The following is a 12,470-nucleotide window of genomic DNA, read 5'->3' on the forward strand; positions in this document are numbered from 1 at the left end:
TGACCGGTTGAAGGCGCGTCAGGTGTGCAAGGGGTCGGGTGGGGGCCTGGCTTACGTGGCAATGGGTTGGCCGGTGGCGCCGGTGATCTCGTCCCAGATGGCGAAGCGGGTGGTCATCTCGGTGCGGTGCTCGGTGGCGGTCATCAGGTGGCCGCGTGGTCGGAAGTGCGGGGAGATGCCGCTGAACGCGGACAGGAACCGCTGGGCCCCGCCGATACTGCGGAAGCCCTTCACCGCGCGTTCGCGCTGCCTCGTCGGCTGATGACTGTTCTCGGCCCGGTTGTTCAGACCCTTGTGGGCACGGTGTTCAACGAAGGGCACGTCCTCGCGGCGGGCCGCGCCGTAGCAGCGCAGCTTGTCGGTGACGACCGCCCTCGGCACCGAGCAGGTCTTCTTGAGCAGTTTGCGGAAGAACCGCCTGGCCGCAGCGGTGTCCCGCCGGTTCTGGCACAAAATGTCGAGCATGTGGCCATTGGCGCCGACGGCCCGCACAGGTTCTTCAGCTCAGCGTTAATCCTGAGAAAGACCTCGTCCAGGTGCCACTTGCCCCCCGACTGCACACGCCGGCGGCTCAGGCCGTTGGCGTAGGGCTGCCCGAACTTCGTACACCATCGGCGGACCGTCCCGTGGGAGACGATCACGCCGCGCTCGAGCATCAGCTCCTCAGCCTCGCGGAACGACAGCGGTAGACGGAAGTACAGCCACACGCAGTGCGCGATGATCTCCACCGGGCACCGGTGCCCCTTGTACGACGGCGGCGAGCCGTCCATGGACGCCCCCCTCCCAGCACGACCAACCAGAAGATCATCCCAGGCCGGACGGTCAACGTGACAGTGCCCGGGGTCGCGTTCCTCGATGAACCGCAGCACCCCTCCGCCGCCCCGCTCACCCGCACGCCTGTGGTGAGTCTGCGTTCTCGTCTCTCGTGTTCGTACCGTCGGGGGTGTCGCGTCGTTGATCACACGAAGTCCGACCCGACGACCAGGGCTCATGAGACACCCAGGCCGCGAAGAACACCCGCACATCCACATGCGTCAGGCCGCCCCGGTCGTTGCGATACGGGCGGCCAGGAAGGCGAATGCCAGTGCCAGGGCCGCCTGCACGGTCACGGCGACGGCGAAACCGTGGGGCAGTCCATTGGCGGGACCGCCCGCCGTCGCGGTGGCCACGGCGTGGAAGACGCCTCCCAGGAGCGCCACGCCCAGGCCGAGACCGAGCTGCTGCAACGTGGTGAAGAGCCCACCGGCGACAACCGCCGCCCACGTCGGTGTACGGGACAGGACCGTGCGGAGGACCGGCCCGTACATCAGGGCCTGGGTGACACCGAGCACGACCAGGAGCGGCTGCAGGGCCGACGGGGACCCACCGTGGGTGCCGTTCACGGTGAGGGCGAGGCCCAGGAGCACAGCCGCCTGCCCGATGGCCCCACCCGTCATCGTCCAGCGTCCGGTGCGGCGTTCCACGGCCGGCAGGGCGAGGGCTGTGACGACGAACGCCGCGCCGAAGCCGAGCAGAAGCACGACGGCGCCCCAGGCGTCCACGCCGAACGCGCCCTGGGAGAGCGCCGAGAACTCGTACAGGAAGGCCCCGTAACCGGTGAAGAACAGCAGCGTCATGATCAGGCCCTGTCGTACGGCCGGGGTGCGCAGCACACTCGGCGGTACGACGGGCAGTTCGTCGCGGCGTTCCGCGGCGCGTTGCGAGCGGGCGAAGACGGCGAGCACCGCACCGCCTGCGGCCAGCATCGCGAGCACCGGGGCAGGACCGCCCGCGGAGGTGCCGAGCGTCAGGGGCACCACGACGAGGAGCAGGCCCGTGCCGAGGAGCGCGGCCCCGCGCAGATCGAGCGCGAGCGGTGCCGTCGAGCGCGACTCGGGCACGGTGCGCAGGGCGAACAGCGCGGCCGCTCCTATCGTCCCGGTGAGAATCTGGACAAGCCGCCAGCCCCAGTGGTCACCGGCGGCCTGGGCCACGGCGCCCGCGAGGAGCTGTCCGGTGATGGTCGCGATGCCGCTGACGGCGGCGAACAGTGTGACGCCCAGCGCCCGCAGCTTCTCGGGCGCCGTGGACTGGATGGTGGACAGGACCTGCGGGGTGAACAGGCCCGCGGCGATGCCCAGTACGGCGCGCAGCGCGACGAGTGTGACCAGGTTCGGTGCGAGTGCGGCGAGGACGGAGGCCACGGCGAACGCGCCGACGCCGGCAGCGAGCAGCCGGCGCCGTCCGAACCGGTCGCCCAGGCGCCCCGCGACGACGAGGGTCGCAGCGAACGCCGTGGTGTACGCGGACAGCACGAGCTGTCCGCCCGACACGGTCACGCCGAGGTCATCGGTGATCGCGGGTCCGAGCAGGTTGACCGACCCGAACGTCATGTTCACGGGCAGGTAGGCGACGAGCAGGACGGCGAGGCCGGCGCCGGTCAGGGCGCGCGCCGGGTGCGGCGCCACAGTGTGCGCGGCGGGAACGGTCTGTGTGGTCATGACCACGACCCTGCGCCCCTCGTCATCCTGGTACCAGGAGCCCAGCTACAGGGGTACCAGTACTACCTGGATCCACCGGCCCCCAGCCATGACAATGGGGTGGTGACCTCTTCGACACCCGACCGCAGCTCCCTCGGTGCCTTCCTGCGCGCCCGCCGCGCCCGCGTCACCCCCGGTGAGGTGGGCCTGCCCGCAGGCGGCCGACGCCGTACACCCGGTCTGCGGCGCGAGGAGGTCGCGCAGCTCGCCGGCGTCGGGGTCACCTGGTACACGTGGCTCGAACAGGGGCGGGCCAAGAACGCGTCCGACCAGGTACTGAACGCGGTGGCGCGCGTCCTGCGCCTGGATGCCGCCGAGCACCGCCACCTGATGGTACTCGCGGTCCTGGCACGGCCACCGAGCCAGGACCGCCCATGGACCTGCGCCCCGAGCACACCTCCGTCCTGGCCAAGCTGCTGCCGTACCCGGCCGCTGTGCAGACTGACTGCTACGACCTGGTCGCGGCCAATCGCACCTACCGGTACCTGTTCGCCGACCTGGACGCGTACCCGGTCGAGGAACGCAACTGCGCCTGGCTGATGTTCACCGAACCGAGCTGGCGCAACAGCCTGGTCGACGAGGACAGCGTCCTTCGCGAAATCACCGCGAAGCTCCGCACCCGCCAGCCGGAACACCGCGACGACCCCCGCTGGAACGCGCTGATTACCCGGCTGCGCCAGGAGTCGCCGGACTTCGTACGGCACTGGGAGTCGTACGAAATCGTGGGCGACCGCACCCAGCTGCGCCGCTACCGGTCACCGCGCGTCGGCGCCCTCGACGTCCAGTTCCAGAGCCTGTGGATGGACCGGGTGCGGGGCGAGCGGATCATCGTCATGACGCCGACCGACGTCGCCACCGCTCAGCGTCTGGAACGCCTCGACTCGCTGGTCGGCGCCGCACCGGCGTGGACCTCCCGCGGCGACTCCGCCGACGGTTCGGCCGCAGGTGCCTGAGGACCGGCCCGGGGCCTGAGAGCTGCACCCCGACGCCGTACGTCCTATCCGTGAGGTGTTCGATCGTTTCGGTGTCGTGTGCCCGCAGCGCCCCGAGGACTTCGCGAGGGTTCCGTACCGGAACGATCAGAGAAGCAATTTCCCTTCACCGGGCTTGATTCTCAGGGCGCGTCCGACCATTTGCACGATGAGCTGATTCCAACCTGTCGGCGATGTCCGTCAGTTGGGAGGCTCTGCAACGCGATGAAGCTCTTGGCAGGAGGTGTCACGGCCAAGATCCACCGTGCCCCACCAGAAGCTTCGCGTGCTGGTCCACCCGTCGTCGATTGAGCTTTCCAGCCGTACCTTGCGGTACCAGAACGCTCGGCTGCATGCCCGGCGGCCGAGATCGGGACGCGCTGGCGGCGCCCGCCCTGCCCGGGTCCGTCCACGACCTGACCGCCGCACAGACCCACGGGCTCATCGACGCGCTCAGCCGGTGTGGGACACCAAGGCGTCGATGAGCTCCGGCCAGAGCTCTCGGGGGCGGTCGTGGCCCATGTCGGGGATCAGCAGGAGTTCCGCACCAGGCACGAGCTCCGCAGTGCGTTCTCCGCCGCTGGGGGCGATCAGCGTGTCGTCCAGGCCATGGATCACCAGCGTCGGCACCCGCAGTTCACGGAGTGCGTCCGCGCGTGAACCGCTGAGGATCATCGCGCCGAGTTGCCGCCCGATCCCTGCGGGGTAGTACGAACGGTCGTAGCTTGCGGCAGCCAGCTCACGCAGCGCCGCGGCGTCGCCGTAGCGCTTGGAGGCCCACGCCAGTTCCTTCTCCGCCGTCATGACGTACCCCTCGCGGTCCGCCGGCTTCGGGGTGGACAGCGCTGCCTGAGCCTCCGGGCTGGACTGGCCGTATTCACTCTCGCCGGTCGAGGACATCATCGACGTCAAGGTCAGCACCCGCTCCGGAAAGGAGAGGGCCATCGTCTGGGCGATCATCCCGCCCATCGAGGTGCCGACCACGTGGGCACGTTCGATACCGAGCGCGGTGAGCAGGCCGAGTCCGTCGTCGGCCATGTCGCGAAGCCGGTAGGGAACCATTGCGAGGGCGGCGGTCATGTCACCCGAGCTGACGGTGGCGATGAACTTGCCCGTGTCGACAGGGTGCTCGTCGAATTTGGTGGACAGCCCGCAGTCGCGGTTGTCGTATCGGATCACGTACCGGCCGCGGTCCGCCAGCGCCCGGCAGAAGTCCTCGTGCCAGGCAAGCATCTGCGCACCCAAACCCATCACGAGCAGGACAGGTGGGTCCCCGGGGTTGCCGAAGCTCTCGTACGCGATGGACACCTCGGGGGACACGACAGCATTCGGCATGCGTGAATCCTGTCATGGGGCCGACCATGAGCACACCCATATATCTTCGACGCCCGGGCGCACGGACGGGTCCCCGGCGGCCCGCCCTCGACGCGCGTGACCTGCGCCTCTCCAGTTGATCCCCTCATGATCCGCCGGATGCTGCGGCGGGTTCACGACCGGTCCGTGCGGCCACTGTGTCCCGGTGCCCGGGGGTTGGCGGAACGGGCGCGTCGATATCACGGCCGACAGCTCCGGCGGGCGGGCTGTCCTCCGCGACCCGGGGCTCCGGGCGCTGGGCGGCCGCCGGGGCTCGCCGCGCGAAGAGTGTCTGGCAGGGGGGTCAGCGCACCGGGAGTCGGACCGCCTGGCCGTGGCGTCCGGACGCGGTCGCGACCTTTCGGCCGGGCCCGACCGGGTCTGCCGCACGCCGTCGCCACAGCAGGAACACGGCCATGGCGACCAGCAGATACACGGGGACGAGGAGCTCCGCCCCCTGCGTCGTCTCCACGGACCACCCCGCACCGCGCCGGTCGCCCTCGAACACAACCCGGTTGACGGTGAGAAAGGTCAGATGTGCGCCGATGCCGGCCCACAGCGGAGCATGCCGCACCGTCGTGCGGGCCGCGACGAGCACCAGGCCGAAGACGGTGAGCAGAATCAGGTAGTCGGCCGGGTTCTGCCCTTCGGGCACGAGGCCGACGGGCCCGGCCTCGCCGCCGACGAGGCGCGCCGCGCCTGCCTCCACCATCGTCGAGAGACCGGGTACAGCCAGGAAGACGGCCGTCGTCCCGAGCGCCGATGCCGTCCCGCCGAACCGGCTCCGCAACGACGTCCACGTATGGCCGCGCAGTGTCGTCTCCTCCGGCAGCGCCTCAAGGAGCAGAGCGATAACGGCGTTCGTCACGATGTAGCCGGCGAGCACGGGCAAATCAGGGTGTGCCCAGCGCAGCATCCCGGCGACCGTTCCGGCGCCGAGCACCAGTGCCGCGGCCCCGGCCGTCACCCCCGTCCCGACGAGCAGGGCCCGCAGACTCGGGCCCGCAGCGCCGAACCCTATGTCCACGAGCGAGCCTCGCCGCCGCCGCAGCGCGAACACGACGAGCGGCATGGCCACCGCGCTGACGAGCACGGCAGGCACCAGGCGGGCCACAAACCCGGTCACCCCGACGGCGTCGGCGACCACCGGGCCCACCGCGGTCCCGGCCCCCAGTGCCACGGCCATAATGAGGCCGCCGCCCAGGGCTCGCCCCAACACCCTGGAGAGGGAGGGAGGGGGCGGATGGGAGTGGACGGACGAGTCGGGACGAGGGTCGGTCATGGCATGCTCCTTACTGAACACCCGTTCGCACCAGCGGTGTTCACCATCCTCCGCGCCCACTCGACCGCTGAGGTCGTAGCGGCGGATGAGATACCCATACATCTTTCGATGCACCAAGCTGCGGTGCTTCCGCTCACGCGGCGGAGCCTGCCGCCGGCCATGGTGCACCCTAGGCACGCCGTGCATGACCTCTGTCCCGAAACCGGGAGATCGCAGGGGCCCGGGACGGCCTGCGATGCGCCTGCCCGACGGATGGTTTCAGAAGGTCCGGCCACCAGGGCGCGGCTTGGAGGCGGTCGAGGCGTTCGTAGAGCGCGCGGACCAGACGGGCCCGGTTCTGCGCGCTGCGCAGGTAGGCGCGATGGCCGCGGGAGGAGTACGCCTTGTCCCCGGCGACCCCGTCCGGCCGGGTCCGGGCGCGGCCGGCCGGGTCGCGGACCCGGGTCTTCTTGAGTACGGGGATGAATGGGGGCTGTCGGCGGCCTGTCCCGCGGTCGGGACGATCGCGAGCGGGCGGCACTTGCGGTCGGCTGCGAGGTGGACCTTGCTGGTCTGCCCGCCCCGCGAGCGCCCGAGCAGGGTGGCATTCAGCCGGAGTCTGTGTCGGCGTCGGATACGTCGCCGCTCGCCGTGGGCGGGACCACGGCCGGCCGATCGCCCGACTTGTCCTTCCTCCTCGCCCCCGTTTTACCGGGCCTTCTCCTCCTCGGCGGCGGCTTTTTCCAGGGCGGTCAGGACCCTCTCGTCCAGGTGCATCCCGGCGGCATCGTGGTGGGCCCGGGCGGTGGTGGAGTCGACGCCGACCAGGGACACGTCCGTCTCGCCCCGCCTCGCGGCTTCGGCGATCAGGCCCTCCAGCAGGGCCTCGAAGACCCCGCCGTCACGCCACTGCCGGAAGCGGTTGTGGACGGTCGGCCAGGGGCCGAACTCAGCCGGCATCTCCCGCCACTGCCCGCGTGTCCTGAACTGCCGGATCACGCCCTCGAACTGCTGCCGCAGCCGCTCGGGCGAATCCCGCAGATTGATCACGACTCGATACACGCCCCAACTGATCGTTTCAGAATGAAGTTTGTTGTGAACCTTGGCAGTTGGGTGATGTGTCGGCAGGATCTGTTGGGTGTCTGCTCATTTTGTGTCTGATGACCTGTGGGAACGTGTGGCTCCGCTGCTGCCGGCTCGTGCGCCGCGTCGGCACCGCTACCCGGGGCGGTTGCCAGCCGATGACCGTGCTGCTCTGCGGGGCATCGTTTACGTACTTCGCAAGAGTGTGAGCTGGCGAGACGTACCCGCCGAGCAGGTCGGGTGCAGTGGGGTGACGGCCTGGCGCCGTCTGCGGGACTGGACCGAGGCCGGAGTGTGGCCACGCCTGCACGAAGTACTGCTGGCAGAACTTCGCAGAGACGGACTGCTGGAAATGGACGACGCGGCGATCGATGCCTCGCACGTCAGGGCCCTCAGGGGGGCTCACACCGGACCTTCGCCGGTTGACCGAGCACGGCCGGGCAGCAAACATCACCTCATCGTCGACCGGAACGGAACTCCGCTCACCGTCTCTCCGACCAGCGGAAATCGCCACGCCGTCACTCAGCTCATGCCCTTGCTGGACGCCACGCCCCGCATTCGTGGCCTGCGCGGCCGGCCACGGCACCGACCCCGACAGCTGTTCGCCGACCGCGGCTACGACTTCGACAAGTACCGCCGTCTCATCCGGGCTCACGGCATCACACCCAAGATCGCCCGCCGTGGTGCCTCGCATGGTTCCGGCTTGGGCAAGACTCGATGGGTAGTCGAGCGCGCACCTTCGCCTGGCTCCACCAGTTCAAACGACTCCGCATCCGCTACGAGATACGCGCCGAACTCCACCTTGGACTCCTCCAACTCGCCTGCAGCATCATCTGCTTGAGACGACTCAAAACCTCATTCTGAAACGATCAGTAAGAACTCCTAACGGAATGACATTTTGGGGTCGGCTCCTCGTCGTGGGATGCCGTCGGGCAGCATGGGGCGATGGACTTCGAACAGCCGTTGCCTCGCGAGCTGAAGGCTGTCGATTCGGCCTCGCTGTTCAGGCTGGAGGAGCGGGCGTGTGACCTCGGTCTGAGTCAACGGTTGGACCCGGCGTGGGTGCGCGCGAATGCGGCGCCTGACGGCACCCACTATCTGTGGCCGGCCCTGTGGCACACCTTGTCCCACCGCCCGGACGTACCACGTCACGTGCGGTGGGAACTGCTGATCACTCTGCGTACGGGAGACCGTGTGCTGAGCCTGCTGGATGTGATCCCCGACGACTTCGCCCCGCTGCCGAAAGTGACCTCACGCGAAGAGGGCATGCAGGTCAGGCGGCTCCTTGACCGTGCTCCTTCGGTGCGGGAATGGCTACTGCGGGAGGGGGAGGGCCCGGGCCGCCTGTGACAGGCGTCGCCAGCAGATGAGTGCGCACCCGAGAGTGAGGAAGGCTTCGTGGATGTCGTCGCGGATCTCCCAGCGGATCCGCAGGCGGCGGAACCAGTGCAGGTGGGCGAAGGCGCGCTCTACGACCCAGCGTTGGGTTCCGAGTCCGGAGCCGTGCTCGATGCCGCGTCTTGCGATCAGTGGCTTCACACCGAGCGCGCGGACGAGGCGACGGTATTTGTCGTGGTCGTATCCGCGGTCACCGAGCACGACGTCGGGGCGGTGTCGAGGTCTGCCGCGCTTGCCCCGTACGTGCGGCACTGCCTGGAGCAGTGGGATGAGCTGGGTGACGTCGTTGCGGTTGCCGCCGGTCAGGGTGACGGCGAGCGGGATGCCAGTGGCGTCCGTGATCAGGTGGTGCTTGCTGCCCGTCTTGCCCCGGTCAACAGGGCTTCGTCCCGTCTTGGAGCCCCCTTTAACGCCCGGATGTGGGAGCCGTCGACGGCCGCCCGCGAGAAGTCCAGGGCGTCCGCGCTCCGGAGTTTGGCCAAGAGTGCTTCATGGAGCCGGGGCCACACGCCGACCTCGGTCCACTCGGCCAGGCGGCGCCAGCACGTCATGCCCGAACCGAAGCCGAGCTCCTGCGGCAGGTGTTCCCAGGCGATCCCGGTGTGCAGCACGAACAAGATGCCCTGAAACACCTGCCGGTCCGGATGCCGCTTCCGCCCCGGATGCCGGTACCGACGCTCAACCATCGGCAGCAGCGGCTCGATCACCGCCCACAGCTCGTCATCGACATCCCACGGCTTCCGCCGAGCCACTGCGCACCCCTAAATCAACGGCCTTGGAGTGATCCAACCACCTTGAAGATCATTTCGTTAGGAGTTCTAAGAGGGCGATTCATCCTCGTGCTTCATCCAGGATTGCCCGCTTGGGCACAGTTCTGGTTCGGCGTGGGCTCGGGGGATACTCCGCCGGTTCCTCAGGAGAGCCGAGTCGGCGGGAGGTGCCACCGACCGGAGTGGCCGGGCGGCAGCTCCATGTCGCGACGGACCGCCGTGTAGTACTTCTCCCTGGCCTCTCGCTGCTTCTCCAGCTGAGCCGACCATGTGTCGGCGCTGCAGGCCGACGCGCGGAGAAGGAGTTCGACTTCCATCACCGTGAGCGCCCATCCGTGTGCAGCCTCCACCACCTCTGGGGAGCCGAGCATCAGCAGCCCTTCTCCAGAAGGTGACCGGGCGTCAGTGGCGTCCACCAGAAGGGGAGCGGCGTCCGCGGGCGGAAGGGCCTGCGGATGACTGTCAGCTCGAAAGCCGTGACCAGCTCCCGGTAGATCTCGCGGGCCTCGGCCAGAACCACGGTCTCCTGCGGCATCGCTGGATCGTGCTCGCGGTAGTCCGCCGTACACAGATCGTCGTACGCGGGGATGCGGTCCCGTTCCTCAGTCTCTTCCAGGAAGCGCGAGGCCACGTCCTTGCTGCGAGTTTCCATGCCCGCCTTCCTACCGGGGTCCGCCGTCCGGGACGGGGACCGTCACGCCCACGCGGCGGGTCACGCCCCCGCGCGTTGACGGGAAGCTCCCCTTCAGCCCTCTTCGCCACCGCAACCGCGCCCGGCTCCCGCCCGGCTCCCGCCCGGCTCGTGGCCGGTTGCGGGCCCAACTGCGGTTGCGGTGCTCCCGGAGGTATCGAGAATGAGTGCGTGGGCCGGATCGCACGGTGCCCCGCGTGTTCCGCGCCAGCCAGAAGCCCACGGAGACATCCGGGGCCCCGGCGCCGAGAATGAGGTGGACTGGTATGCCGACGCTTCCCTGGGCCACGCCGAACCCGGCTCCGCCGCACACCCGGCGTATGTCATGGCATCCCGGTTCATCCTGAGATCAAAAGGCGACGTGCCGCGGTTCTTCTGGAAGTCCATGAAGGCATGGCGGCAGGTGCGCTCCGCACCGGGTGCGTTCGGCGCCTCCCTGGTCGCCCAGCCCCTCGCCGGCGTCTTCCTGACCCTGTCCGCGTGGGAGAACCGCGACGCGCTCTACACCTTCGCGGAGACCGAACCCCACCGGAGCATCATGGACGCCATACGCCCCACCATGCGTTCGGCGACCAATCACCTTCTGGGAGGTCTCCACCGAAGACCTCCCGCTCACCTGGGACGACGCCCGCCGACGTCTCGACGAACAGGCCGAAGCCGACACCTCCCGGGGTCCGGGCGCCGCAGGTGGCTGACCGCGACCAGAACAACGAACACGGCAGAGGGTCCACGGTTCCAGCTGTCGGCCAAATAGCGGAGCGAGCCCTGCACGCGGTCGACCGCGTGCGGTGTGATGGCGCCACTGCTTGACGGAAGACCCGTCCCCAGTCCTCAGGTGGCCCTGCCAGGGCGGTGCGTTGGGTGTGGGCGGGTGGTTGGGCGTCGAGGACGACGGCCCGCTCCGGACACGGTTGCGGAGGCGGGCAGAACCCGGCGTCGGTGATGTCCCTGACCGCCGTGCCTGCCGGGGCCAGGTGGTCGGTGCTGATGTACAGGGTCATGCGGTAGGGGGTGTCGCGGGTGGAGACCGTGAGTGCCTCGAATCCGTAGCCGCCGCCGCGCTGCCCCCACAGCTCGATCCCGCAGGAGGTGGTCATACGGGAGAGGCCGAGGCCGTGCTCCTCGGTGCCGGCTGACACCCGGGTGGTCATCTTCCGCAGCTGCTTCCCGGGCAGCAGACGGCCTGCGCGCAGGGCGCGGTAGAAGCGGTCGAGGTCCCCCGGCCGTGCTGATCACCTCACCGGCGACGCGGAGTGGGGAGAAGCTGAACTCGGTGACGTCGACGCCCGGCAGGGGCATCTGGACCCGCGCGGTGGAGTAGGCCCTTCCGGACGGGCGTGGGAGCGCCTCACGGGTGCCCGGCGAGCTGGTGCCCCGCAGGTGGAGCAGGTCGACGATGCGCCGGCGCAGCTCGTCCTCATAGGTACTGCCGGTGATGTTCTCCACGATCAGTTCGGCCAGCAGGTAGCTGGTGTTGGAGTACACGAACCGCCCGCCCGGCCGGCCGGGCGGCGGCTTCGACACGGCGACGGCCAGGGGCTCCCCCGGTGTCCAGGTCTCGTGCAGATGCTGGAGCCATGCCGGGCCGATCTGTTGGAGGGCGGGGTCGTTGAAGTAGTCGTACAGACCGCTGGTGTGGTTCAGCAGCTGCCGGACGATCATGCAACGGCCGTCGTGTCCCTTGCCCCGGACCACGCCCGGCAGCCACTTCTCCACCGTGTCGTCGACACCGAGCCGGCTCTCCGCCTCCGACTGCAGGACAAGGGCCCCCGCAAAACCCCACCGCTGCCCCTGCACCCCACACCGGCCTCAACTCTGGTGTTCCCCGCCCGGCTTCGCCGCCTTCGGGAACGGGGGCGGTGTACGGGAGTGGCGCACCACTTCACCCACCAGGAGGACCCGTGATCGAGACCGTGTACAACGGCCAGGACCACCACGAGGACCGCATGTATCCGACCATCGGCGCCCCGGAGTCGTGCAGCTGCGCCGAACTTCTCCTGGACGAGGTGCGGCCTCCGTCCAGGTACAGACCCCGATGACCGCCCGACAGAAGGGCCCCGGCGCGGCGTGTGCCGAAACGGCCGGCAGAACTGCATGGCAATGCCCGCCATGGCCACCACGGCCCGGCCGCTGCCTTGCGCGTGACCTTCATCGTGCTTCCCCTTCGATCAGTACTGACAGGCCGCAGGACCGCGGCCTCTCTGGGGGAACGACCATGGAGTTCTCAGGACGCGGCCCAGGCGGCCACCATCCGCCCACGGGCCAGGACGACATCGAGGCAGCTGCCCGGCAGCTCCACGTACCGCCCCGGCCGGGCCGGGGCTACTCCACCACGGCGCCCACGGGCCGGACGGTGTCTCCGCTCGCGAGGCCCGGGGCGGAGCAGGACTTGACGGTCTTCCGCTGCCGGGACTCGGGTTCCGG

The 12,470-nt window shown here is 69.3% G+C and carries 11 protein-coding genes and 4 pseudogenes; 6 read left to right on the forward strand and 9 right to left on the reverse strand.

Translation table 11 applies throughout. From position 1 onward, the window contains the following. Positions 1-51: 51 nt before the first annotated feature. Together OG251_RS00835 and OG251_RS00840 are read right to left on the reverse strand one after the other, a co-directional pair. A pseudogene (locus tag OG251_RS00835) lies at positions 52-770 on the reverse strand (IS6 family transposase). A 264-nt stretch (positions 771-1,034) separates the two neighbouring features. Continuing rightward, positions 1,035-2,480, reverse strand: coding sequence for an MFS transporter (locus OG251_RS00840; RefSeq protein ID WP_326675000.1), 1,446 nt, complete (start codon positions 2,478-2,480; stop codon positions 1,035-1,037). 180 nt (positions 2,481-2,660) lie between these two features. Here OG251_RS00840 and OG251_RS00845 point away from each other — a divergent pair. The 3 genes and pseudogenes from OG251_RS00845 to OG251_RS00855 all read left to right on the forward strand — a co-directional run. Further along, positions 2,661-2,789 (forward strand): annotated as a pseudogene (locus OG251_RS00845) (helix-turn-helix domain-containing protein); the annotation flags it as partial. 104 nt (positions 2,790-2,893) lie between these two features. Next, positions 2,894-3,472 carry an MmyB family transcriptional regulator gene (locus OG251_RS00850; RefSeq protein ID WP_326675001.1) on the forward strand — a complete coding sequence of 193 codons (579 nt, stop codon included), beginning with the start codon at positions 2,894-2,896 and terminating at the stop codon, positions 3,470-3,472. Positions 3,473-3,873: 401 nt separating this feature from the next. Further along, positions 3,874-3,951, forward strand: a pseudogene (locus tag OG251_RS00855) (IS5/IS1182 family transposase); the annotation flags it as partial. Here OG251_RS00855 and OG251_RS00860 read toward each other — a convergent pair. From OG251_RS00860 to OG251_RS00870, 3 genes and pseudogenes are all read right to left on the reverse strand, one after another. Next, positions 3,944-4,825 carry an alpha/beta fold hydrolase gene (locus OG251_RS00860; protein WP_326675003.1) on the reverse strand — a complete coding sequence of 294 codons (882 nt, stop codon included), beginning with the start codon at positions 4,823-4,825 and terminating at the stop codon, positions 3,944-3,946. The pseudogene OG251_RS00855 and the gene OG251_RS00860 overlap by 8 nt on opposite strands. A gap of 322 nt (positions 4,826-5,147) precedes the next feature. Continuing rightward, on the reverse strand, positions 5,148-6,125 hold the full coding sequence (locus OG251_RS00865; protein WP_326675004.1) for a CPBP family glutamic-type intramembrane protease: 978 nt from the start codon (positions 6,123-6,125) through the stop codon (positions 5,148-5,150). Between the two features lie 346 nt (positions 6,126-6,471). Further along, positions 6,472-7,133: pseudogene (locus OG251_RS00870) on the reverse strand (transposase); the annotation flags it as partial. Positions 7,134-7,242: 109 nt separating this feature from the next. On the opposite strand from OG251_RS00870, the gene OG251_RS00875 reads away from it, so the two are divergent. Beyond that, positions 7,243-8,051, forward strand: a protein-coding gene (locus tag OG251_RS00875; protein ID WP_326675005.1) for an IS5 family transposase whose coding sequence is annotated in 2 segments (ribosomal slippage) — positions 7,243-7,917 and positions 7,920-8,051 — 807 coding nt in all. Because the reading frame shifts where the segments join, the coding sequence is not laid out codon by codon here. Between the two features lie 81 nt (positions 8,052-8,132). After that, positions 8,133-8,537: a hypothetical protein gene (locus OG251_RS00880; RefSeq protein ID WP_266933299.1), complete on the forward strand. Its 405-nt coding sequence runs from the start codon at positions 8,133-8,135 to the stop codon at positions 8,535-8,537. On the opposite strand, the gene OG251_RS00885 is transcribed toward OG251_RS00880, so the two are convergent. The 4 genes from OG251_RS00885 to OG251_RS44890 form a co-directional block, all read right to left on the reverse strand. After that, positions 8,502-9,271, reverse strand: a protein-coding gene (locus OG251_RS00885) for an IS5 family transposase (protein ID WP_326681108.1) whose coding sequence is annotated in 2 segments (ribosomal slippage) — positions 8,502-8,992 and positions 8,992-9,271 — 771 coding nt in all. Because the reading frame shifts where the segments join, the coding sequence is not laid out codon by codon here. The two genes, OG251_RS00880 and OG251_RS00885, sit on opposite strands and share 36 nt — an antisense overlap. Positions 9,272-9,498: 227 nt before the next feature. Continuing rightward, on the reverse strand, positions 9,499-9,726 hold the full coding sequence (locus tag OG251_RS00890; protein WP_326675008.1) for a hypothetical protein: 228 nt from the start codon (positions 9,724-9,726) through the stop codon (positions 9,499-9,501). Further along, complete coding sequence (locus OG251_RS00895) at positions 9,726-10,007, reverse strand: hypothetical protein (protein ID WP_326675010.1); 282 nt, start codon at positions 10,005-10,007, stop codon at positions 9,726-9,728. Before OG251_RS00895 ends, OG251_RS00890 begins: the two co-directional genes overlap by 1 nt. Before the next feature lie 870 nt (positions 10,008-10,877). Beyond that, a complete protein-coding gene (locus tag OG251_RS44890) occupies positions 10,878-11,843 on the reverse strand; it encodes a serine hydrolase domain-containing protein (RefSeq protein WP_442818293.1) in 966 nt (321 codons plus the stop codon). Positions 11,844-11,947: 104 nt separating this feature from the next. Between OG251_RS44890 and OG251_RS00900 the strand changes: the two genes are divergently transcribed. Beyond that, on the forward strand, positions 11,948-12,085 hold the full coding sequence (locus OG251_RS00900; protein WP_326675012.1) for a hypothetical protein: 138 nt from the start codon (positions 11,948-11,950) through the stop codon (positions 12,083-12,085). The last annotated feature ends 385 nt before the right edge of the window (positions 12,086-12,470 follow it).

The organism is Streptomyces sp. NBC_01237 (assembly GCF_035917275.1).
Taxonomy (GTDB): domain Bacteria; phylum Actinomycetota; class Actinomycetes; order Streptomycetales; family Streptomycetaceae; genus Streptomyces.